The 22,495-nt window shown below is 47.6% G+C and carries 21 protein-coding genes; 10 read left to right on the top strand and 11 right to left on the bottom strand.

From position 1 onward, the window contains the following. Positions 1-31 precede the first annotated feature (31 nt). From yqeH to spoVAC, 8 genes are all read right to left on the bottom strand, one after another. Positions 32-1,159, bottom strand: coding sequence for a ribosome biogenesis GTPase YqeH (yqeH, locus tag AC1S8V_RS21295; protein ID WP_482070637.1), 1,128 nt, complete (start codon positions 1,157-1,159; stop codon positions 32-34). Then, complete coding sequence (locus tag AC1S8V_RS21300; RefSeq protein ID WP_036668542.1) at positions 1,156-1,683, bottom strand: YqeG family HAD IIIA-type phosphatase; 528 nt, start codon at positions 1,681-1,683, stop codon at positions 1,156-1,158. The genes yqeH and AC1S8V_RS21300 overlap by 4 nt, the downstream gene beginning before the upstream one ends. Before the next feature lie 110 nt (positions 1,684-1,793). After that, positions 1,794-4,007, bottom strand: a complete 2,214-nt coding sequence (locus AC1S8V_RS21305; RefSeq protein ID WP_482070638.1) for a DUF4129 domain-containing transglutaminase family protein — start codon at positions 4,005-4,007, stop codon at positions 1,794-1,796. Next, positions 4,004-5,251, bottom strand: a complete 1,248-nt coding sequence (locus tag AC1S8V_RS21310; protein WP_482070639.1) for a DUF58 domain-containing protein — start codon at positions 5,249-5,251, stop codon at positions 4,004-4,006. Before AC1S8V_RS21310 ends, AC1S8V_RS21305 begins: the two co-directional genes overlap by 4 nt. 3 nt (positions 5,252-5,254) lie before the next feature. Further along, positions 5,255-6,211, bottom strand: coding sequence for an AAA family ATPase (locus AC1S8V_RS21315; RefSeq protein WP_036615157.1), 957 nt, complete (start codon positions 6,209-6,211; stop codon positions 5,255-5,257). 208 nt (positions 6,212-6,419) lie between these two features. Continuing rightward, on the bottom strand, positions 6,420-6,770 hold the full coding sequence (spoVAE, locus tag AC1S8V_RS21320) for a stage V sporulation protein AE (RefSeq protein WP_433745647.1): 351 nt from the start codon (positions 6,768-6,770) through the stop codon (positions 6,420-6,422). A gap of 4 nt (positions 6,771-6,774) precedes the next feature. After that, positions 6,775-7,791: a stage V sporulation protein AD gene (gene spoVAD / locus AC1S8V_RS21325; protein ID WP_482070640.1), complete on the bottom strand. Its 1,017-nt coding sequence runs from the start codon at positions 7,789-7,791 to the stop codon at positions 6,775-6,777. Continuing rightward, complete coding sequence (gene spoVAC, locus AC1S8V_RS21330; RefSeq protein ID WP_482070641.1) at positions 7,788-8,291, bottom strand: stage V sporulation protein AC; 504 nt, start codon at positions 8,289-8,291, stop codon at positions 7,788-7,790. The genes spoVAD and spoVAC overlap by 4 nt, the downstream gene beginning before the upstream one ends. Before the next feature lie 25 nt (positions 8,292-8,316). Here spoVAC and AC1S8V_RS21335 point away from each other — a divergent pair, with 25 nt between their 5' ends. The 3 genes from AC1S8V_RS21335 (at position 8,317) to AC1S8V_RS21345 (ending at position 10,727) form a co-directional block, all read left to right on the top strand. Beyond that, on the top strand, positions 8,317-8,493 hold the full coding sequence (locus AC1S8V_RS21335; RefSeq protein WP_482070642.1) for a hypothetical protein: 177 nt from the start codon (positions 8,317-8,319) through the stop codon (positions 8,491-8,493). Between the two features lie 485 nt (positions 8,494-8,978). Further along, positions 8,979-10,052 (top strand): M42 family metallopeptidase, encoded by a 1,074-nt coding sequence (locus AC1S8V_RS21340; RefSeq protein WP_482070643.1) that lies wholly within the window; start codon positions 8,979-8,981, stop codon positions 10,050-10,052. A 354-nt stretch (positions 10,053-10,406) separates the two neighbouring features. Further along, a complete protein-coding gene (locus AC1S8V_RS21345; protein WP_482070644.1) occupies positions 10,407-10,727 on the top strand; it encodes a hypothetical protein in 321 nt (106 codons plus the stop codon). 224 nt (positions 10,728-10,951) lie between these two features. On the opposite strand, the gene AC1S8V_RS21350 is transcribed toward AC1S8V_RS21345, so the two are convergent. Then, positions 10,952-11,659, bottom strand: a complete 708-nt coding sequence (locus AC1S8V_RS21350; protein WP_482070645.1) for a metal-dependent hydrolase — start codon at positions 11,657-11,659, stop codon at positions 10,952-10,954. Between the two features lie 276 nt (positions 11,660-11,935). On the opposite strand from AC1S8V_RS21350, the gene nirB reads away from it, so the two are divergent. The 4 genes from nirB to AC1S8V_RS21370 all read left to right on the top strand — a co-directional run bounded on the left by nirB (position 11,936) and on the right by AC1S8V_RS21370 (position 16,421). Then, positions 11,936-14,365, top strand: a complete 2,430-nt coding sequence (gene nirB / locus AC1S8V_RS21355; protein ID WP_482070646.1) for a nitrite reductase large subunit NirB — start codon at positions 11,936-11,938, stop codon at positions 14,363-14,365. 57 nt (positions 14,366-14,422) lie between these two features. After that, positions 14,423-14,749, top strand: a complete 327-nt coding sequence (gene nirD, locus AC1S8V_RS21360) for a nitrite reductase small subunit NirD (RefSeq protein ID WP_482070647.1) — start codon at positions 14,423-14,425, stop codon at positions 14,747-14,749. Between the two features lie 49 nt (positions 14,750-14,798). Further along, positions 14,799-15,581, top strand: a complete 783-nt coding sequence (locus AC1S8V_RS21365; protein ID WP_482070648.1) for a formate/nitrite transporter family protein — start codon at positions 14,799-14,801, stop codon at positions 15,579-15,581. A 210-nt stretch (positions 15,582-15,791) separates the two neighbouring features. Next, on the top strand, positions 15,792-16,421 hold the full coding sequence (locus AC1S8V_RS21370) for a YfbR-like 5'-deoxynucleotidase (protein ID WP_336762055.1): 630 nt from the start codon (positions 15,792-15,794) through the stop codon (positions 16,419-16,421). 1 nt (position 16,422) lies between these two features. Here AC1S8V_RS21370 and AC1S8V_RS21375 read toward each other — a convergent pair whose 3' ends face one another. Next, positions 16,423-17,244, bottom strand: a complete 822-nt coding sequence (locus AC1S8V_RS21375; protein WP_482070649.1) for a response regulator transcription factor — start codon at positions 17,242-17,244, stop codon at positions 16,423-16,425. After that, positions 17,237-19,156 carry a cache domain-containing sensor histidine kinase gene (locus AC1S8V_RS21380; protein WP_482070650.1) on the bottom strand — a complete coding sequence of 640 codons (1,920 nt, stop codon included), beginning with the start codon at positions 19,154-19,156 and terminating at the stop codon, positions 17,237-17,239. Before AC1S8V_RS21380 ends, AC1S8V_RS21375 begins: the two co-directional genes overlap by 8 nt. A 138-nt stretch (positions 19,157-19,294) precedes the next feature. On the opposite strand from AC1S8V_RS21380, the gene AC1S8V_RS21385 reads away from it, so the two are divergent. The 3 genes from AC1S8V_RS21385 (at position 19,295) to AC1S8V_RS21395 (ending at position 22,395) form a co-directional block, all read left to right on the top strand. Beyond that, positions 19,295-20,596, top strand: a complete 1,302-nt coding sequence (locus AC1S8V_RS21385; protein WP_482070651.1) for an ABC transporter substrate-binding protein — start codon at positions 19,295-19,297, stop codon at positions 20,594-20,596. 100 nt (positions 20,597-20,696) lie between these two features. Next, positions 20,697-21,569 (top strand): carbohydrate ABC transporter permease, encoded by an 873-nt coding sequence (locus AC1S8V_RS21390; RefSeq protein WP_482070652.1) that lies wholly within the window; start codon positions 20,697-20,699, stop codon positions 21,567-21,569. Position 21,570: 1 nt separating this feature from the next. After that, positions 21,571-22,395, top strand: coding sequence for a carbohydrate ABC transporter permease (locus tag AC1S8V_RS21395; RefSeq protein ID WP_482070653.1), 825 nt, complete (start codon positions 21,571-21,573; stop codon positions 22,393-22,395). Positions 22,396-22,495: the final 100 nt, after the last annotated feature.

Raw genomic sequence — 22,495 nt, forward strand, 5'->3', positions numbered from 1 at the left:
TCCGCTCTGATGTACAGGTTCTGAGATTATACTAGATCAAGGATGGACGGATCTGTACACGAATACCTTTTGGAGCATGCACAGCAACCAGCGCTCCAATATCCCCATTTACCTTAATCCAGCCCAGCCCAGAGATAAATACATCCGATTGACTGCCGCGTTTGATGCGGAATTCATGTCTGGTCCATTCAGCCATCTCTGCTGCATCCTCACGGGTTGGCGGAGACAACAATTCTCCCAAGTGGTCGCGGTACAGGTCATCTGCACGCTCCAGCTTCGTCCGGTGAATATCAAGCGCAGTGCTGATGAAACAAGTGAACGACTGGCGATCACCTTCAACAAAGTCGAATCGAGCCATGCCGCCAAAGAACAGCGTCTGACCGGAATTCAACTGATACACAGCCGGTTTAAGCGGTTTTTCCGGCATGATGGCAGCGAGATCCTTACGGGAAACAATCTCGCTGAAACGCCATGGATACACGATTCCAGGCGTATCAATAATATATTTCCCATCATCCAGCGGAATGTTCACCATATCCAGCGTTGTTCCCGGATAACGGGATGTGGTCAGTTCCTGCTCCAGATCACTGTAATCACGGATCAGACGGTTAATCAGTGTGGATTTGCCCACATTGGTACCGCCAACCACGTACACGTCACGATCTTCGCGATACGTTCCCACAAGCTCAAGCAGTCGGTCGAAGCCCTGATTTTGCTTCGCACTGCACAAGACTACATCCACTGTACGCAAACCTTGTTCTTTGGCTTGCTTTTGTACCCAGTTGCGTACCTTGTTCCAATTGGTTACTTTCGGAAGCAAGTCCGTTTTGTTCACAGCAAGCAATACCGGATTGTTGCCTACAAAACGTTGCAGACCAGAGATAATACTGCCATCAAAGTCAAACAAATCAACGATATGGATGACAAGTGCATCCTTATCCCCGATTTTGCTAAGCAGCGCCAGGAATTCGTCCTGATCCACCGTAACGGATGATGACTCATTGTAGTTTTTGATACGGAAACAACGCTGGCATATAACCGGTTCACGATCCCGTGCCTTCTCGGGGATAAACCCTGGTAATTCCGAATTTTCTGTTTGCAGATGCACGCCGCATCCGCTGCACCTTACGGCAAGGTTGCCGTTATGCGGTTCTGTCATTTCTTCTTTTCCTCCTCAAGCCATAAGCCTTTCTTGCGTAAACTCGTTAGAGCAATCCGTTCCACGCGTCGATTGAAGCGGGTCATGAAGCCTTCGTCCCCAATGGAGATTGGCAGTACCAGAACGGTATATAGCCCCATTCGGTTCCCTCCATAGACATCCGTAAGCATCTGATCGCCTACTACAATCGTTTTTTCAGGAGATAACTCCATCATTTTCATTGCTCTACGAAACGGTACATTCGATGGTTTGCGTGCACTATGCACAAACTGGATATCCAGCGGGGTCGCAAACAGGGATACACGATTCAAATTGTTATTGGACACAATCATCAGCTTGAAACCTGCCTCTTTCACACGTGCAAACCATTCAATCAGTTCGGGCGTAGCGTCAGGGGCTTTGGCTCCAACGAGTGTGTTATCCAGATCAGTTATAATTCCACGGTAGCCTTGAGCGTACAGCTCTTCCAGATTAATGTCAAAAACCGTGTCTACACGCAGCTTGGGCATTAACATTTTAAACAAAGAAGTCACCTCAGTTTCATACGACACACTATATCACAAATCCGTCTTTCCTGAAAATGCATACAGCTCCTGATGGCATAGGAAAAAAGGAAAAACGGGACGGGCAGCAACTATGCCCGTTCCGCTTTCAGTTCCTTCCGCAGCTTCAAGGCTGTCTGATAGACACCCTTCCAGTCGTCGGCAGTTACGGAAGCCGGACTGTAGCGGGTCTGTTCAAACTTCGTGAGAAGCTCATGCAATGTAGCTTCTGCAGCTGGTTTGGCCTGGCTCCAGCGGGTTACCGATTCACGAAGTGTCTCGTCTCCGCTCCGGGTCAGACCTTTGCGCTTCACATATTGAATCCAACGCTCGGTCTCTGCCACCACCTTCTGTTCAGGGGTGAGCGGTCCACCTGTCCGTAGACGAAGCAGGAAGAATCGCATGGAGAAACGATTACGCCAGAACATATATGCTACCCACAATACAATAATGGCTCCTGCAGCCCAGATAACAAAAGTCGGGATGGCAGACGATGTCTGCTCATGTGCAGGGGTCTGCTCTTCCTCTTGTACCGGCTCCTCTTCTGGCTCTTCTTCAGGCTCATCTACAGGCTGTACATCAGGCTGTTCCGTCAGCAGCGGCATATCAAAGCCCGGCGTTGCTTCAACAGGAATCCATCCATACTCACCAAAGTAAACCTCTGCCCAGGAGTGTGCATCTGCATTGGTAACGGTGTAGGTCGTCTCAATCTCCGCGCCAGGTTGACGTGGAGCCTGCATGTCCGAATTCAGGGACAGTTGTCCAGGCGCATAACCTTTAACCCACCTTGCAGGGATGCCCTCTGAGCGCGCCATCATTACCAGCGCAGTAGAGAAATAGTCACAATAGCCTTCCATAATGTCAAACAGGAAGCCTTCCACAAAGTCGCTGCTTACTTTTCGAGATAAATCCGGATTGTTCGTGTATTCAAAATTGGTTTGTAAATAGTTTTGCAGTAATGCCACTTTTTCATACGGGGTATTCGCAGATGCCGTTATTTCAGTTGCCAAATCCGAAACCCGGTCAGGGAAACGGGATGGTAACTGCAAGTACATATCGTCTGCCGGATTACTGTTATACAGATCTTCAAAAGACTTTGTACGAAGCTCATCTTCCACAATCACAGGAGCTTCCGATACGATGGTGTACGTCTTGGGATACTGTGGTTGCTGACGGTCTGTCACCACATGCAGTTCAGCCTGCTCGGCATTCCACAACATCCGTTCCGTTCTGTCTTCACCATTAATCGAGCTCACTTCCGAGATCGAATAAGCACCAAAGAGAATCGGATAGACATTGTCATTCAGCATCGTTACGTTCTGAGTCACTTGTTTGGTATTCACATTTCCGGATTCTTGGTTCTCCAGAGGTTGTCCTGCTTCAACATTCTCTGTCGCACCCCGTCCCCGGTCATCCCAACCTGTACCTGTATACTCTGCACGGGTCTCACCACGCCAGTAACTACGCTCATTGGTGGTGACAGACATCACAGGAGTATAGTCGAAGTTGAATCCTCCACCAAGCTGATTGTCTTCCCTGCTGTATCCCGATTCGGTAGCCGCCGGAATATCAAGGTTTCCGTTACCAGCCTGACTTGTGGAAGTACCGGTATAGTTACGCCACGCCGTATATGGGTCTGTCAAGGTGGGTGGAATCTCCGGCATATTAACGCTGGCCACAATAATTAAAGAAAAGATAATGGCAATGTTGGCCAGGACTTTATAAGGATAACGGATGATTCGTTTCCAACCTTGTGGATACTGTAGCTGATAATTACGGAAATGCTGACATACGAGCCATCCCATCCCCGCAAACATCACCCACGCGATTTCAATCCAGAGTGGAATCTGAGTGAAAGAATCGAGAATTCCCATCGAAATGATGTTGACACCCAGAAAAACAAGAATGCGACGTGTGGTGGTCACGAGGCGAAGAGCAGCTTCAAGCATCACCCATGCACACAGGGAGAACCAGATGTACGGCGTCATATGTAATATGAATTGCTCCGCTCGGTCCGTTAAAGAGCCATAAGGAATGTACACCGTATAATCAATTAACGTTTTATGCAAAATGTAACCAACAACGACCGCCTTGATGATCGCCCGATACATCGTTTTGAAGGGCAGAATGACCTCCAGCACACTGACCGCTGCAAGTGTCCATAACACCAGAGAAGTCGTCTCCGTGTACCACGATTCCTGCGTAAATGAAATCCACTGCATTCCAATCAGGAAAATCCAGATCAATGACGCTGCATGATACCAGGATCGTTTGCCTGCAACATTTTCATTTCCTTTTGTACTCATACAGAACCTCCCCCCATCACCGTTGGAAGCTCCTGCAAGTGAGAAACAGTGAATGACCTCGTCCCTCTTCCACGCAACATGGCATTCCACTCGGCACTCCGGCGAGATTCACTGGTATCGATCAGAATATGACATGGAGTCATGCCCCGCGTATCGGCCCAGCGCAACAGTTCCATTATTTTTTCATCCTTCTGGGGAGAAATCACGACAAAGTAAGCTCCCTGAGGCAGTTGACGTGCGATTCTTTCCACGCCGGGCAACATATGGGTATCCTGACCGTTATATTGAATATCCACCAAATGATGCATCATCTTCTGTCGTTCCATCAGACTTTCACTGGGGGCCATGAAGGATGTCTGGTCTGACAATGTCAACAACCCCATCCCCATTCGTTCCCTGACACCATACTCCAGCAGAGAGGCAGCCGTGGAAACGGCAATTTCGAATGCGTCCCCATGTTCATAACTTGATGCCAGCGCATCCAGAACCAGAATGGTTTTGGGCACAGACTCATGTTCGAACTCCTTGGACTTCCAGTTCCCTGTCTTTGCCGTTGCATTCCAGTGAATGCGGGAAAGTCGATCTCCGTATACGTAGTCACGTACACCATTGATCTGAGTGGTCTCTCTCCGTGAACGGGTTAACGCCGTCTGAGGACCGGATAACCGTGATTTGCGGTCGTATAGCTGCCAATATGGAATAAATACCGTTCTTGGCAGTACGCGAAACTCACCTTTAGCCTTAAATTTCCCCCGATGTTCAATCAGTCCAAAAATGTCTTCACTGGCGCATTCAGTTTCTGAAAAAACATATTTGCCCCGCTCAAGTGGCGGTGTCTGGAAAGACAACTCGCCATTTCCTCGCATATTGGGAATCAAACTTTCCTTGAACGACCAGGATTCCCCGTTATGCCGGTGCAGCATTTCACGTACAACAACATAGGGAAGCGGGAGGAATCCCGGAATAGTCAGACTCAACTGTACTTGAACCTGATCACCCGCATGCAGCAATTCTTCGTGGTCCGGACCTGAAGATAGCTTACGCACTCCCTGAGCACGTCTTACTCCGCTAAATCCAGCAATGGCAAGATACACACAGAGCAGGGTCACCATCGACAGCAGCATAAGGGATGTCTTCCCGCCCTGAAACAAAACATAAGCCAGACAGCACATCCACACCATTGCGATGCTCCATACGCGTGGGTGGCGCAGCCCTCTATTCACTGTACTCAAAAGCGGCTTCATGAACTATTGCCCCATGGAGACGGGCACGCGAACCTGCTGAAGTACGGCATTCAGAACGGCCTCGGAACTCATGCTGTCCAATCTCGATTCGGGACGGAGCACAATACGATGAGAGATCACATAAGGGGCCATCGTCTTCACATCATCCGGAAGCACATAATCACGTTCCTGTAAGAAAGCAAAGGCTTTTACGGCCATCATGAACGATATGGCTGCCCGTGGGCTGGCACCCAGCAATACAGATGGGTGGGAGCGGGTTTGACGAACAACATCAAGCAGATAGTCCATAACCGGATCACCGATAAAGACCTCTTTAATCTCCTGCTGGATTGCCGAGATCTGGTCCATATGAGTCACGGATTCAAGACGATCTACAGGCTGACCGAGCTGATGCTGTTTCAATAGAATTTTCTCAATTTCTTTATCGGGATAGCCTAGACTTATTTTCAACATAAACCGGTCGAGTTGTGCTTCCGGCAAAGTGTACGTCCCTTCAAAATCAATCGGATTCTGAGTTGCACAGAGCATGAATGGATGTGGAAGATCATACGTATCACCATCAACGGTTACACTGCGCTCCTCCATAACCTCAAGCAGAGCTGATTGGGTTTTTGTTGTGGCCCGGTTAATCTCATCAGCTAGCAAAATGTTGGTCATCACAGGACCTGGCCGGAAATAAAACCGCTCATCCTTCGGATGAAACACAGATACCCCCGTAATATCACTAGGTAAAATATCAGGATTACATTGAATGCGTCGGTACTCACCACGCATGGATTTCGATAATGCCTTGATTAATTGCGTTTTGCCAGTTCCCGGTACGTCTTCAATCAGAACGTGCCCGCCTGCAAGCAAAGCTGTAAGTAAAAGTTGAATTTCAAAGGATTTCCCCATAATACAGGATTCCAGATTTGAACGAACTGCGGATATGATTTGGATCGACTCTTTGCGCACAGGCATGTGGTCTAACCTCCTAAAAAAGCATACAGATTTCCTTTTATTGTACATGATCCAGAGTCACGAGTACACTCGAAGGAACTCACAATTTGTTTCCAGCCCGTCAGATTCGCCGCAGTTCTCGCATGAATACGACAAAAAAGGCCCGGATAGAAGTTATCCGAAACCTTTTTTGAGTCGCAATATGTTCAAGTAGATTTCTCATTCTATGTTAGCCTTTTGGTTTAACGACCAATGCCGCGAGAAAAGAAAAGATGATCGCTGACGAAATCCCCGCCGCAGTCAGATCGAAAATCCCTGTAATCACACCCAGCCATCCCTCTTTTTCCAGCTCCGTCAATGCCCCGTGCACCAAGGAATTACCGAAACTTGTGATGGGGATGGTTGCACCCGCACCTGCAAATTTAACCAGGGGGTCATACACGCCAAATGCATCCGCAACTGCACCTGCCACCACAAGTGTGCTCATCGTATGAGCTGGCGTCAGTTTGACACCATCCATTAGAAGCTGTCCCACAACACAAATCAAACCGCCAACGATAAATGCCCACAAAAACTGCATCCCACTATCCCTCCTTTTCTATGGCTACGGCATGTGCAATACAAGGAATACTCTCCCCCTGCTGATACGAAAGCGGAGACAAGAGCGCGCCTGTGGCTACGACGAGCACACGCTTCAGGTGACCCTTTTGCATCCGGTTCAAAATGTGTCCATAGGTTACAGTGGCGGAACACCCGCATCCACTGCCCCCGGCAACAACATAGGGCTGCTTCTCCCGATCATAGATCATCAGTCCGCAGTCATTAAAAACCGTCTGTTCCATCGGTATGCCCTCTTTTTGCAAGAGTTCTTTCGTAATTGGAAGACCAACGGATGCCAAATCTCCGGTAACAATGAGATCATAATAGCCAGGTTCCAATCCGGTATCCCTGAAATGAGAGATTATAGTGTCGGCTGCTGCCGGGGCCATAGCTGAACCCATGTTAAAGGGGTCCTTAATTCCCAAATCCATAATTCGACCAATGGTTGCTCTGGTTACTACAGGACCCTCTCCGTTACGGGAGACGACACCACACCCTGAACCGGTTACGGTATATTGCGCATAAGGGGGCTTCTGGGAGCCATACTCTGTCGGATAACGAAACTGTTTCTCCACGGTACAATTGTGGCTGACGGTTCCTGCCATGACATAGTCACCAGCTCCCGAGTCAACAATCATGGAGGCAAGTGCCAGGGTTTCCATGGATGTAGAACAGGCGCCAAAGACACCGAGGTAAGGCACGCCCAGTTTTCGCGCTGAAAAGGAACTACTGGTAATCTGATTCATCAGATCTCCACCAACAAAAAAGTGAAGCTCCTCCTTGGTGATATTTGCATTGACCAAAGCCAGCTGAGAGGCCTGTTCGAGCAGTTTGCGTTCTCCCTTTTCCCACGTCTTCTCGCCAATCTCAAGATTGTCATAGACATAATCGAAATCAGATGACAATGGACCCTCACCTTCTTCTGGTCCTACAACTGCAGCTTTACCGATGATTCGCGGACGATTCTCAAACTGCCACGTCTGTCGACCCAATCGCTTCATAAATGCCCACCTCCAAATCCCAAAAAGGCGTACACGACTCCCACGATAAATGCCGCCACGACACCGAACACGATAACGGAGCCAGCAAGCTTGAACATGTTGGCACCAACACCGAGTACCAGTCCTTCAGCACGATGTTCTAATGCAGCAGAGCACATGGAATTGGCAAATCCGGTAACCGGCACTGCAGTACCTGCTCCTGCCCACTGAGCCATCTTATCGTATACGCCAAGACAGGTCAGTATAACTGCTATGAGGATCATCACAGCAACCGTTGGACTGGAGGCTTCCTTCGATGTCATGTCGAAACCGGCCATGAAAGCCTCCTGAATAGCCTGTCCGATCAAACAGACGGTTCCACCAACCAGAAATGCCTTGAGGCAATTTTTCAGGATCGGACGAGGCGGCTCATGTTTTTTGGCAACTTTCTTATACTCCTTTTCATCCATGGACAGAGACGACGATTTTTTCGAGCTTCCCGATGCAGATTGAGCTGGCAAAATACAAGACCTCCTTTATGTGAAAATGAATCAACAGCTACGGCTGATGAAGCCTATGTGTGTAATCCTCTATTCATTGTTTGTTAATGATCGGAAGGTTATGTATCCGACGGCAGACAGCATATGTTTCCAACAGAATGAAGCCGTGGAAGCAGGAATGGATTACGCCGGATCTCCAGAGTTATTTTATTACGTTCTATAAATAAAGAAGAACAATCACGAGCAAGATAAAAAGAACGATAAACAGCATTTTTTCCGTGCCCTCTTCCGGAGGCTTCATTTGATTTCCCCACTCCTTCCTGTGTGCAGACAAGCGAATATAAAGCATGAAGAACTTCAAAACATGATGACCTCTCCTCCGTATATTCATATTCACTCAAACGGCGTCAGGATTGCGACTACAGCGGATAAAATGATAAAACTCGGGCACGGTACGTGCCCAACATATGCCTTAAATACGTGACATAAACATGGACAATCACTTGCGCAAGGTTCATACTGTAATGTGACCAGTGGTTAAATAACAAGTCCTCAGCATCTTAAAGTACGTGTTCAAAAAGTCTGTTTTCAGTACCGAGAAGATGGGATGAAGATAAAAGACTTTTTGAACTATATCTTAAAGGACAACAGGCGGGTAGCCGTTCTACTGTGACCTGATTTACATACCAACAGAGGAGTTGTTGACACATGAATGAAAAAACGATGGATATGTTCCGCACGTTAACGGAGTTCCCTTCCGCATCCGGTTTTGAACGAGAGCTTCGGGGCTGGATGAAAGAGCAACTTTTCGCTTATACCGATGAATTCGTACAGGATCGTCTTGGGAGTCTTTTTGGTGTATTACGCGGGGAGGAATCCGGCCCTAAAGTTATGGTAGCCGGACACTTTGACGAAGTGGGTTTCATGACTACGGGCATTACGGAAACGGGTATGGTCAAATTCCGTCCACTCGGTGGATGGTGGAGTCAGGCTGTACTGTCTCAACGACTGGAAATTATCACACCTGATCGCCGAATTATCGGGGTTGTTGGTTCTACACCTACGCACTTGCTGGACGAATCCCAACGGAGCAAACCTGTAGATCTGAACACCATGTATCTCGATATTGGAGCGGACAACCGGGCGGAAGCAGAATCCTGGGGCATTCATCCTGGGATGCAGATCGTGCCGATCTGTGAATTCACACCCATGGCCAATCCGAAGAAAATTATGGCCAAAGCGTGGGATAATCGTTATGGCGTTGGACTTGCACTTGAACTGGTTGAAGCGCTGCACAAGGAAAAACTGCCTAATACGCTCTATGCTGGTGCAACGGTTCAGGAAGAACTGGGGCTTCGCGGTGCACGTACAGCAGCCAATCTGATTCAACCGGATATCTTCTTCGCACTCGACTGTAGCGCCGCGAATGATATGACAGGTGACAAACAGTCATTTGGACATATCGGACAAGGGGCATTACTTCGTATTTTTGACCCGGGTATGTTCACCCATCGCGGAATGGTGGAGTATGTGCAAGACACGGCTTCATCCAATCAGATCAAAATGCAATATTTCATCTCGCCAGGTGGTACCGATGCAGGTCAAGTTCACCTGAGTGGAATTGGTGTACCTTCAACGGTAATTGGTATCTGTGCCCGTTATATTCACACCTCCTCCTCCATCATCCACACAGACGACTATGATGCAGCCAAGGAGCTGATTGTGAAGCTGGTGAAGGGTCTGGATCGGACAACAATGAATTCCATCATTGATAACGCGTAACAGTTGACTTGATTTTCAAATGGACAAGAGACCTCCTGACTATATCGGGAGGTCTCTTTTTTATTTCCACAACTATATCAGTTGAACTATACATTTACACGAGAACGTAGAGGACAGAAATAAGCTGGAGAATCGAAGCGTTCGCCTTTATATCCGATTTTCACCTTTGAGAAAGGGGATCAGAAAATCTGAGTAAACAGCGATCGGAAGGCTGTTCTGTCATCGGAGTGGTAGGTGTAAATATTCTTTAGTTCAACGTACGTACGTAGATTAATAGGCCGAACATTATAGGGAATTACACATAAGATACAATAACGGTAGATGAATCATACTCCAAGCAGCGGGGGACCTGTTATGGCAGTGAGAAGGAATGGAAAATCAAATAAAAGTTCTAAAAAAACAAATGCCGCAAACACCCTTCTCAATGGCAACCTTAAAGGAAGAAATCTGGAACTTATCGTTGCAGCATTACTGGTAAGCGGGAAGTTACGCGTGGATGCGGTCACATTGTTTCGAGAAGCTACTTTGGTCGTTGAACTGGTCGGGCAGTATAAAACGTTACAAAATATTACACCATCGAATCAAGACAAACTGGTGCAATTCCTCGATGAGATCGGTGGCGATATGACGTTAAATGACGTTATACGGGCTTTCCAACAGAGAATCAATTCTTAAACGCCAAGAAATGAGGTTGAAGTGATGTCTGACTTTGACGGAAATGGGTTCGCTGAGCTACTGATCATTGTCATTCTTGTTGTTTTATTTGTATTCGGTTCTTCCGATATTGACGACCTGACTGATTCTCCTTCTCAATCCTGAATTGGCTAGGTTATTATGAATTATGAAATGCATACCTGTAAACGCCAGCCCACAATAAGCGGGCTGGCGTTTTTGGATGGCTATAGAAATAGCGGTGAAAATGCAATCCAGGCCAAAATAAGAGTAAGCACAATGCAGACATTCTCTACAACGGCCCCACGCTTGGTCCCTGTACTCATCAGATTCACCCGTATGCGCCACTTGAACGGTGGTAACGGACGAATACCCCGATTGGTTAGTGAATCGGCCAACAGATGCATCGCATATGCCGTGCCTCCCGCTACCCAGATCTCCGGTCCCTGCTGCTGGGTCGTGCTGTACAACAAGCCCGCCCATATTGCGGTTCCGTACAGGGTATGTGTCAGTCCCCTATGAGTCAGTGTGGTGCAGAGCATTAACAAACTGCCTGCAATCAAGTTCCACGGTGCGAACGTGTGACCATAAAAGACCAGCCCGAGTCCAATCGCAAACATCAGCACTTTGCGGAGCGAACGTGAGGGCAGGAATGACACGAGCGCAATGAGGATCGCAAGCAACAGGTTCCACGGTTTGGCATGAACATAAAAGTACACAAATACAGCTGTCGGCAAAAGAATGGTCTGTAACAGCCTGATCAGGCTATTAGGCAATGCTCTAGATACCAGCAGTGAATTCGGCTCATCGATGTCAGGCAATAAGGAACCAATCAGAGCAACCGTAACTGCCGGTGCAGTCACCGGCATACCAGCCAGCTGAAGTACAGAAAGTGATACGCCTGTCCCGATCATCAGGTGGGATCTTCCCATCATGGTGCAAAAACTTCCTTTCGAAGAAATAGGGAACATACATAGCCCACTTTTGATAGTACAACGAAACCAAAACAAGAACAATAGTTCGTATTTCTTATTTGTATGAAAATAAATATAACTTTCTGTGATGGGGCTCACACTATTATATTTATGACTCTTCTATCTTTATTAGTGAATTAAATCACATAAACAGTCGTCAACTACTTGTATAATTTCAAATATAAGCCACTAAAATTGTTGGTAATGTACAGCGTCTATCCAAGGAGGCATACACACATGAACGGAAAAAAAGAGAAACTCGTTATCATTGGTAACGGAATGGCAGGAATCAGTACTGTAGAACAAATTTTGAAATTAACTTCGCGATTTGATATTACCGTTTTTGGCACAGAGCCCTACCCTAACTACAACCGCATTATGTTGTCCTATGTATTGGAAGGAAGCAAAACACTGGCTGACATCGTACTGAATGATCTCCACTGGTATCAGGATTATGGTATTACCCTCCATACAGGAACAACCGTAACCCGAATTGATTCGGAGACCCGTGAGGTTGTGACGGAGGAAGGAACTCGCTTCCCTTATGACAAAATCATCATTGCGACTGGTTCCAACTCCTTTATTCTCCCAGTACCTGGACATGACAAAGAGGGTGTCGTCGGTTTCCGTGATATCGCCGATTGCAATGTCATGCTGGAAGCTGCTAAACAGTACAAACGAGCAGCCGTTATCGGGGGCGGACTGCTTGGCCTCGAAGCTGCCAAAGGTCTGGTACAACTTGGCATGGAAGTTACCGTAGTGCACCTGATGCAGGATCTGATGGAGCGTCAGCTCGATCCGCAAGCTTCAGCCATGTTGAAAGCAGAACTCGAACGTCAGGGTATCCGGTTCAAGATGGGTGCGCAGACTTCCGAACTGCTGGGCGGCAAACGGGTTGAAGGAATTCGTTTTGCAGATGATTCCGTACTGAATGTTGAGTTTGTGGTCATGGCTGTAGGGATCAAACCCAATACGGTTGTAGCCCGCGAAAGCGGTATGGAAGTGAACCGGGGGATTGTCGTGAATGACTACATGCAGACGTCACTTGAGAATGTGTACTCGGTCGGGGAATGTACAGAGCACCGCGGGGTATGTTACGGCCTCGTTGCCCCATTGTTCGAACAAGGCATGATTCTCGCGAAACATATCTGCGGTGTGGAGACCGCTCCTTATGAAGGTTCTGTTGTATCCACGAAATTGAAAATTTCGGGTGTGGACGTCTTTTCAACCGGTGAATTCATCGACAGTCCAGAGCATACCGTCATTTCACACAAAGATGACTGGAAACGGATTTACAAAAAAATTCTCCTTCGTGACAATAAAATGGTCGGTGCCGTGCTCTTCGGTGACATTACGGATTCTGCCGAATTGCAAAAGCTGATCAAAAATCAAGCCGAAATGACCGAGGAATTGTACGGTTCGCTCATGGGCACAGGCTGTGGCGGTCATAAGAAAGCAACCTCTGTTGAAACGATGCCCGAGGACGAGATCGTCTGCGGATGTAACGGGGTGACTAAAGGAACTATTGTCGATGTAATTACAAACCAGGGCCTTACCACTGTAGATGAAATCAAAGCCTGTACCGGTGCAACCCGCTCTTGCGGTGGATGTAAACCGGTTGTGGAACAGATTTTGCAATATGTACTTGGAGACAACTTCAGTACTGGAGCCAAACAGGGAATCTGCGGATGTACATCTATGGGACGGGATGAGATTGTAGCCGAGATTCGTCAAAAAGGACTACAAACGACCAAAGAAGTCATGAATGTACTTGGATGGAGTCAGCCAGAAGGTTGTTCCAAATGTCGTCCGGCAATCAACTATTACCTTGGCATGATTGCACCGGATACGCACGAAGATGAGAAGGAGTCCCGTTTTGTCAACGAACGCATGAACGCGAATATTCAAAAAGATGGAACTTATACGGTTGTACCTCGGATGTATGGCGGGGTGACTACACCAGCAGACCTCAAACGCATCGCTGACGTTTCCGTCAAATATGATGTTAAAGCAGTCAAAGTGACTGGCGGTCAGCGTCTCGACTTGATTGGTGTCAAAAAAGAAGATCTGACTAAAGTCTGGGCTGAACTGGATATGCCTTCAGGTTATGCATACGCCAAATCGCTACGCACGGTCAAAACATGTGTGGGCTCCCAATTCTGCCGATTCGGTACACAGGATTCCATGGCGATGGGCGCTCGCATCGAACGCAAATTCGAACGTCTGGATCTGCCGGCCAAGTTTAAATATGCCGTCAACGGATGTCCACGGAACTGTGCTGAGGCATGTACAAAAGATATCGGTATCGTTGGTAACGACGGGGGTTGGGAAATCTTTATCGGTGGCAACGGCGGTATTAAAGCAAGGCTTGCTGATTCCCTATGCAAAGTAAAAACGGACGAAGAGTTGATCGAACTGTGCGGAGCCATCATGCAATATTACCGCGAGACAGGTAACTATCTGGAACGAACTTCCGAATGGGTGGAACGCATGGGTCTGGAACATATTCGATCGGTTGTGGTGGATAACCTCGAAGAACGCAAAGCATTGATGGAGCGGATTGAGTTTGCACTTGAGCATGTGGAAGAACCTTGGCAAAAAGCGATCCGCAATGAGGAAGGCCAGAGTAAAATGTTCCACGGAATCGAAGTGTCAGCGCGTCCATAAGCAGGCTGGCAAGATGTATCAGGATCAATGTTAAATAGATAAAAGGAGTGGTTCAAGATGACGACAAAACAATCAGGCACCTACTTCCCTGCCGGAGTAGTTGAAGACTTCCTGCCACGCATCGGAAGAGTAGTTGAAATTAAGGATCATCAGCTTGCTGTCTTTCTTGCATCGGATGGAACCATCTTCGCCGCGGATAATCACAATCCCCACCCTAAGGGTGGGCCGCTGGCTGAAGGCATCGTGTCCGGGCATTATCTGTATGATCCACTGTATGATTGGAAAATCGACCTGACGACCGGTCTTGTGCAAGCACCGGACAACGGTCAAGTACAGATGTATCCAGTGAAAGTAGAGAATGGCCAAGTCTGGATCGCCATATAGCTCCATTGAAACGTTCAAAGATTGATGCAAAATAATGGGGGAAACCGTGATGTATACACCAAGTGTTGAGGGAATTATAGAAGCTGCGGTTAAAAAACGGGATCAAATGAACGCAAGCCTGCCACGTTACATGGTTGCTGCCTTGATGGCTGGTGCCTATGTAGGACTTGGCATCGTTCTGATCTTCAGTATTGGTGCTCCGCTCCTTGCGGCACAGTCACCACTGCAAACCATGTTGATGGGCATGTCCTTCGGACTCGCGCTCACACTGGTCATCTTTGCCGGATCGGAACTGTTTACAGGTAACAATATGTTCTTTACCATGAGTACGTTGGCTTGTCGAACCACAGTTAACGATACGCTGAAGAACTGGGGGCTCGTCTTTATCGGTAACCTGCTCGGTGCGATCCTGCTTAGTCTGCTTATTGTCGGTAGCGGCCTGTTCAAAACGGCTACGCCGGAACATCTGTTATTCATTGCTTCTGCCAAAAAAATGGCCGCTCCCGTATCGGAGTTGTTCTTCCGAGGCATTCTCTGTAACTGGCTCGTCTGTCTGGCGATCTGGATGGCCGCTCGTACAAAAGAGGATATCGCCAAAATTGCTCTCATCTGGTGGTGTCTGTACGCCTTTATTGCAAGTGGGTATGAGCACAGTGTCGCCAACATGACCTTGCTCTCCTTAGCCTGGCTGTTGCCGAACCATCCCGATACCATCACCCTGGCAGGCTGGTTTCATAACATGATTCCGGTGACGATTGGCAACATCATCGGCGGTGTACTGTTTGTCGGTATGGCATATTGGTACACTTCGCCTGTACGAAAAAAAGCATGATAGTTGACCCAACTGCACTTATCTACGTTAGGTAGCATAACATTTGCACAGATGAAGCCACGATGGATGACGAACTCACGTTCAGTCACCCATCGTGGCTTTCTGGCTTCGTTTTACATTCAATGTATACATCGTTAATCCGTGGTTAATATAACTGAAGTATAGTCAGTGTATACAACCACTCAAACTTGCAAAGGATGATCTCTTCTTATGGGAATTCATACGTACTTCAGATCACTGAATGATCTTGAACGCATTATTCGGACCCCTGGCAAATTCAAGTTCGAAGAACATTGTGTATCCGCCCATTCCTGGAAAGTGGTTCAGTACGCCAAAACGTTGGCCGATATTGAAGAACAGCAAGGCGTGAGCATTGATTGGAAAAAATTATACGAGATTACCAGCAGTCATGATTATGGCGAAATCTTCATCGGTGATATCAAGACCCCGGTCAAACATTATTCACTTGAACTTCGTTCCATGCTTCAGCAGGTGGAAGAAGGTATGGTTGAACATTTTATTAACGAGAATATCCCGGAAGAGTTCAAAGAAATTTTCCGCAGACAACTGCGTGAAGGCAAAGATCAATCGGTCGAAGGACTGATTCTCGAAGTTGCAGACAAGATGGATCAAGTGTACGAAGCTTTTGCGGAACTGCAACGGGGTAACACGGAGAAAGAGTTCATCGTCATGTACCGTTACGCACTCGTCAAGATCAAAAACATCGATCTCCACTGTGTCCGTTATTTCCTCAATCATATCCTGCCTGATATCATCGAAGAAGGTATTCGATCCCCGTTTGATATTCGCAAAATAACGGAAGAAGCTTTACTTCAATAAATTAGCTCAGGTCATCTGGATCCTCATCATCCATGGACAGGGCTTTTTTTCGTTGCTGTATGCTCAATCGATACTCGCTAGGATACATACCTGTTTTGTTTTTGAAGATCCGGCTGAAATAATGGGAATCACTATATCCTACCGCTCCGCCGATCGTCTTGATATCCATATTCTCGTGCGTGACGAGCATGCGCTTCGCTTCATTGATTCGCAAGCCTGTCATATATTTCAGCGGAGTCTCCCCCGTCACCTTCTTGAAGCACTTCCCCACATAGTCCACACTAAAGTGCATCTGCCCCGCCATATCCTGGAGTGTAATCTCATGCTTGTAATTCTGCTTCAGATACAGCTTAACGGCCTCTGCAATATCCTCTGGTTTCACCTGCTCATCCAGCACGGCACTGACATGGGCTAGCGAATCCGTAGCGCTCCCGAGCTTCAATTCCATCGCATCCAGCAATGTACGAAGCTGTTCTTCGGACAATGGTTTGAGCAGATAATCCTCCACCTTGTAACTGATCGCCTGTCGTGCATATTCAAATTCATGATAACCACTCAGGATCACAATTTTCACATGCGGATAGGCAAAATACAGATATTTGGCCAGTTCCAATCCGTTCATCACCGGCATCTGAATATCGGTTACGACCAGATCAGGTACGGAATGTTCGATTAGCTGTAATGCTTCCTGACCGTTCCGCGCTTCACCAATCACTTCGAACCGGCTGCCGAGCTCTCTGAATTTGCGCGAGACATTACGGCGTATCAAGGCCTCGTCCTCCACAATAATCGTTCTGTATTTGTTCGTCACGGGTTCAGTCATGCTCCTTTCGAATGGAACCACCTATTGTAATCTGGACACCGCCGGAAGACTTGTTCATAATCTGCATCCGAGCTGCCGTGCCATACCACAATTTCAAGCGGACCCAGATGTTCTTGAGTCCCATCCCATTAATCTCAAGCTCGGGCATACGCTCCCACTCCTGTGACTGTTCGATATAATGCAGGATTTTGGCAAGTGCCTCGGGTTCCATGCCAGGCCCATTATCTTCCACGTGGATCTGCCAGGTCTCCTCTACCATATCCAACTCTCCAGTAATGACCAGTTTCCAAGGGGGCGTATCACTCAGTCCATATTTCATGACATTTTCGAGTAGTGGTTGTACCATTAACATTGGAACCTGAATATGTTGCATCTCAGCCGGAATATGGAACTCGTAGTGCATGTCATCTTCAAACCGAATCTTCATACACTCCAGATACCGTTCACAATAATCCAGTTCTTGGGACAGTGGAACCCCATTCTTGCCCGGAGTAGAGATATAACGGAGCATGGACGCAATATTTCCGCAGAATGCGACAATCTGCTTATTCATGCCTTCTTCCGCCATGATGCTAATATTTGTGATGTTGTTATAGAGAAAATGCGGGTTCATCTGGGATTGCAACGCCAGTAATCTCGCCTCTGTCTCCTGGGATTTCATCGCCATTCTATCCTGAAAAGATTGTACAAGCTGTTGATTCAGCCTGATAAACGTATCATTCAGCTCATCCATCTCCCGGATGGAACCCGGATGCTCCAGCTTGAACAAATGCGCCGAATCCTGACCTGATACCAGATCGTTCTCCCCCGTTTTCTGAATAATGCGCTGCAAACGATGCAGCGGCAAAGTAACCCGTTTGGAGATCAGATACGAGAGAACCAGAATCAGCATGAGGGTAGCTAACGTGGCACCGATAAACATCACAGCCATCCGGTTGAGACTCGCGAAAAGGGACTGCTTGGACTGCATGACCACAACGGTCCATCCCGTCTCCTGTGACGTCATGTAGGTCATCATTTGTTTCGAATGATTCAGAGGATCGGTGATCTCCTGCATGGTATCAGGTGGAAATGTACGATTTTGAATCAAGTCCACATCATCAAAATGGCCTGCTTGGTAAGCATCGGCATCCGAAGAAAGTGGATATAACCGTGTATTTTGCTCATCCATCACATAGATGCGAAGCTCCTCGTTACTCGCCTGCAAATCATTCAAATGCTGGAACAGGGTTCCCGCATCCTGCAAAATCTCAACGACGCCCTGGCTGACATAATTGCCATCTTTGTATACCCGGGTAAGTGAAATGTAGGGTTGATCCGCTTTCCCCTCCCCTGTTGGCATGGGCAAAGCTCCCCCCTCTAACAGACGGATCACCCGCCAGCCACTCCGCTCCCAGGTTTCCTTGTACCACGGTCGCTGAGTCAGGTCCACCGACAGTTGACCGTTGAATGCACCCGCTCCCAACATCTTGCCATTCACGTCATAGATATTGGCCTGCTTGGCTGTATTGGAGCTGCTAATAATCGCCAGAATAACGTCAATCAGTGTGGTTGTATCTTTGTACAATCCCGGATCACTCGTCATTGTCCGCTCACTGTCCTCCGCTGGTGCCAAATAATGACTGAAGTGTTCTTTCACCAGATTGGAGTACACGATATTCATGGATAAGTTGTTCATTTTCACCACTTCCTGATCCAGATTGCCGACAATCGATACTCCCAGTTGCTTCTGCTGCTCTTCACTTCGATGACGAATGTCACTCGCAAGAAATACGTACAGAATTCCCGCCACAATGAGAGAAAAGATAATAAATACCGCAGAGTAATAGGCAAACAGACTTTGCTGAAGCGTTCCAAATCGGTACCTCAATCCCCACACACCTCGTCCTATGATCATATCTGTTACATCCATCGAAAATGTCCACCCAAAAGAACGCTTTTGTCTATTGAGCGCATCCCTTATTCGCAGTAAAGTTATCCACATAAGAATACGCTTACATTAAGCGTTTCGGCAAGTGCCAATTTTCTTTATATTTCGGGAGGTTCAATCATGAGAAAACGATTTCTATTTTCGCTTGCAAGTGTGCTGCTACTCTCCACCCTGCTGCTTGCCGGGTGCAACTCAGGGAAAAGTGCGGAAGGTTCGGGCAAGGTGACACTCACGTTTGGAACGAGCCAATCGGGTATTCCGCGTACAGGCATCATGCAGACAATGGCCAAGGAGTATGAGCAGGAGACTGGTGTCAAAATCGACTTTCAAGTTGTACCTGACGCACAGTGGCGTGACCTGATCAAGGTGAAGCTCGCTTCTGGCGAAGCACCTGACATTTTCAATGTCGATGTGGACCCACTGAGCATGCCGGCCAACGTAAGACCGGAGGAAAATGCAATAGACCTGACCAATGAAGAATTCACAGGTCGGATGTCCGAAGAGATTTTGCCAACTGTCAGTCATAATGACAAGGTGTACGGGGTTTCTTTTGCCCCTTCGAAAATCTGGTATGTGTACTATAACAAACGTATCTTCGCAGACTTAGGCATTGAGCCTCCTACATCCTATGCAGAATTCAAGGCAATCAGCCAGAAAATTAAGGATAAAGATATCATTCCGTTCTATCAGGCACCTGCCAGTGGATGGTATCAGGTTCTGCCTTTGTTCGAAACAGGCCCTAACTATGAGCAAACGACAGCGGGAACGTACGAGAAACTGAACAATAATGAGATGAAAGTGGCAGATATGACACAGCTCAAGACGGTCATTGAGCAGTTGAAGGAATTTGCGGATCTCGGTTATTTCGGCAAAGACTTCTTATCCAATACGGTAGAAGCAGGAATTGAAGCGTTTGGTCAGGAGAAAGCGGCTATGCTGCTGCGGGTTCCAGGTACTGAAAAAGAAGTGTCCGAAGCGTATCCGGCAATGGAGGACAATATGGGATTCTTCGTGATGCCTTGGGGAGACAATCAGACGATTGGGGTGAACCCGGGCGGTTCGGCTGCCATGTTCGGTAACAAAAACAGCAAACATCTCGAAGAAGTGCTGAAATTCTTCCGTTGGATCACCGAGCATGATCATCTGCAACGTGTGTTCGATGAAGGTGAAGGCAACCTGACAATCTGCTGGCCGGAAATCGAACCAAAGCTGACACAGGATTATATTGATTATGAGAAAAACCATGAAAAAGGTACGGTCATGCAGGCCGCTGTGAAATACATTGATCCACAATGGATGGATATCGGCAAGGACTTGTCAGGCATGTTCGCCGGAGCCATGACACCGGATCAGATTCTGCAAAATATTGATAAACGCCGGGCTGAACAAGCCAAAGTGTTGAAGGATGAGGCGTGGCAATAACAGCGCATCTTTCAGATAAACATAAACGCTGAACAGCGTTACATGCAGCGGGCATTTGCCCGCTCATGTATTTTGGCAGGAAGGAAAGGTGTTGCGGGTTATGAATGCGAACAAAATCTATCCCTGGTATTTCTCATCCGGAGCGATTGTATTATATCTGCTGTTCATCGTCGCTCCCGCCCTGTTGGGCATCTATTATTCCTTCACCGACTGGAACAGCTATAGTTCGGAGAAGAACTTTATTGGTCTGGAGCATTTCCGTACCATTCTGGCGGGTGATCCAACGTATTTGCTTTTTATCAAAAATACTGTCCTGTTCACCCTCGTTACATCCATTGCCAAGACCGTTCTAGGCTTGTTCCTGGCTCTACTGCTGGTCAGCGGTGTAAAGGCCGCCAATCTGCATCGGATGATCATTTTCTCCCCACAGGTGCTGTCATTCCTGATTGTTGGACTCGTGTTCAAAAGTCTGCTCGATCCCAACAACGGGTTCGTTAACGTGACCCTGCGTTCCATGGGACTGGACGTTCTCACCCAGAACTGGCTGGGCTCCCTGACCTGGGCCATGCCATCCATTATGGCGGTGGATACGTGGAAAGGCATGGGGTACATCATGGTGCTGTTCATCGCCGGACTGCTCGCCATCCCCCGCGATTATTACGAGGCAGCGTCCATTGACGGCGCCGGGTTCGGGCAAAAACTGTTCCGAATCACGATTCCGATGCTGATGCCTACGATCACCATCGCCACGGTGCTTAATATTACGTATGGACTGAGAGTATTCGATGCCGTATATGTGCTGACCAATGGTGGCCCCGGTAACGCGACAGATGTGATTAACACGGCGGTCTATTCCTCTTTTGCCAAAGGATACTGGGGACTGGGGAGTGCGCTATCTACCATTCTGTTTGTCATCATGGCGATCATCTCCTTTTTCATCATTCGTTTGATGAACCGAAAGGTGGAATACTGACATGCGATTGAGAAAAAAATTAGCTTCTATCGGTTTAAACATACTCGCCTGGCTGCTTAGCCTGGTAGTCCTGATTCCTTTTGTCGTGATTGTATTGAATTCATTCAAGTCGGACGCCGAGGCCAAAGTGCTGAAGCTGACGCTGCCCGAGAAATTTATCTTTGAAAATTACAAAATTGTCTATGAACAGGGACATTTGGGCGGTTCCTTTTTCAACAGTCTGCTGCACTCCGGGGCCTCTTCCCTGCTGCTGGTGTTTGTTGTGGCCTTCTCGGCCTTCACGTTATCACGCAATCATTCGAAGCTCAGCAAGTTCCTGTACTTCTTCCTGATTCTTGGCATTACGCTGCCGCTCAACTACATCCCGCTGATGGAAGTCATGAAGTCGATGGGCATGATCAATTCACATCTCGGCATGATTCTGCTCTATACGGCCATGGGGATTCCAATCTCGCTATTCATTACGTATGCATTTGTATCCAATATTCCAAAGGAACTGGACGAAGCGGCGATTATGGACGGATGTAATGGGATCAAGCTGTTCCTGAGAATCATTGTACCTTTGTTAACCTCGGTGCTGGTAACGGTATTTGTCCTGAATTTCCTGAGTGTCTGGAATGAGTTTACTGCCCCACTCTATATGCTGAATACAGTGGAGATGTGGCCAATGACCCTTGCTGTATATAACTTCTTCGGACAATTCAGTGCCCAGTGGAATCTGGTTAGTGCTGATATCGTGCTCACGTCATTGCCTGTGTTAATTGTCTTCCTTATTGGGCAAAAGTATATTGTAGGCGGACTAACTTCAGGGGCGGTTAAAGGATAAGTCACCCGAAAGACTACGTTCGCGATCTCATTCAAGAACAGGAATTCCGATAACTTCACAACACAAAAAGCCCTTGTCTGCACAGGGTGCACATGGTTCT

The sequence above is a fragment of the Paenibacillus sp. B46(2026) genome (genome assembly GCF_056786355.1).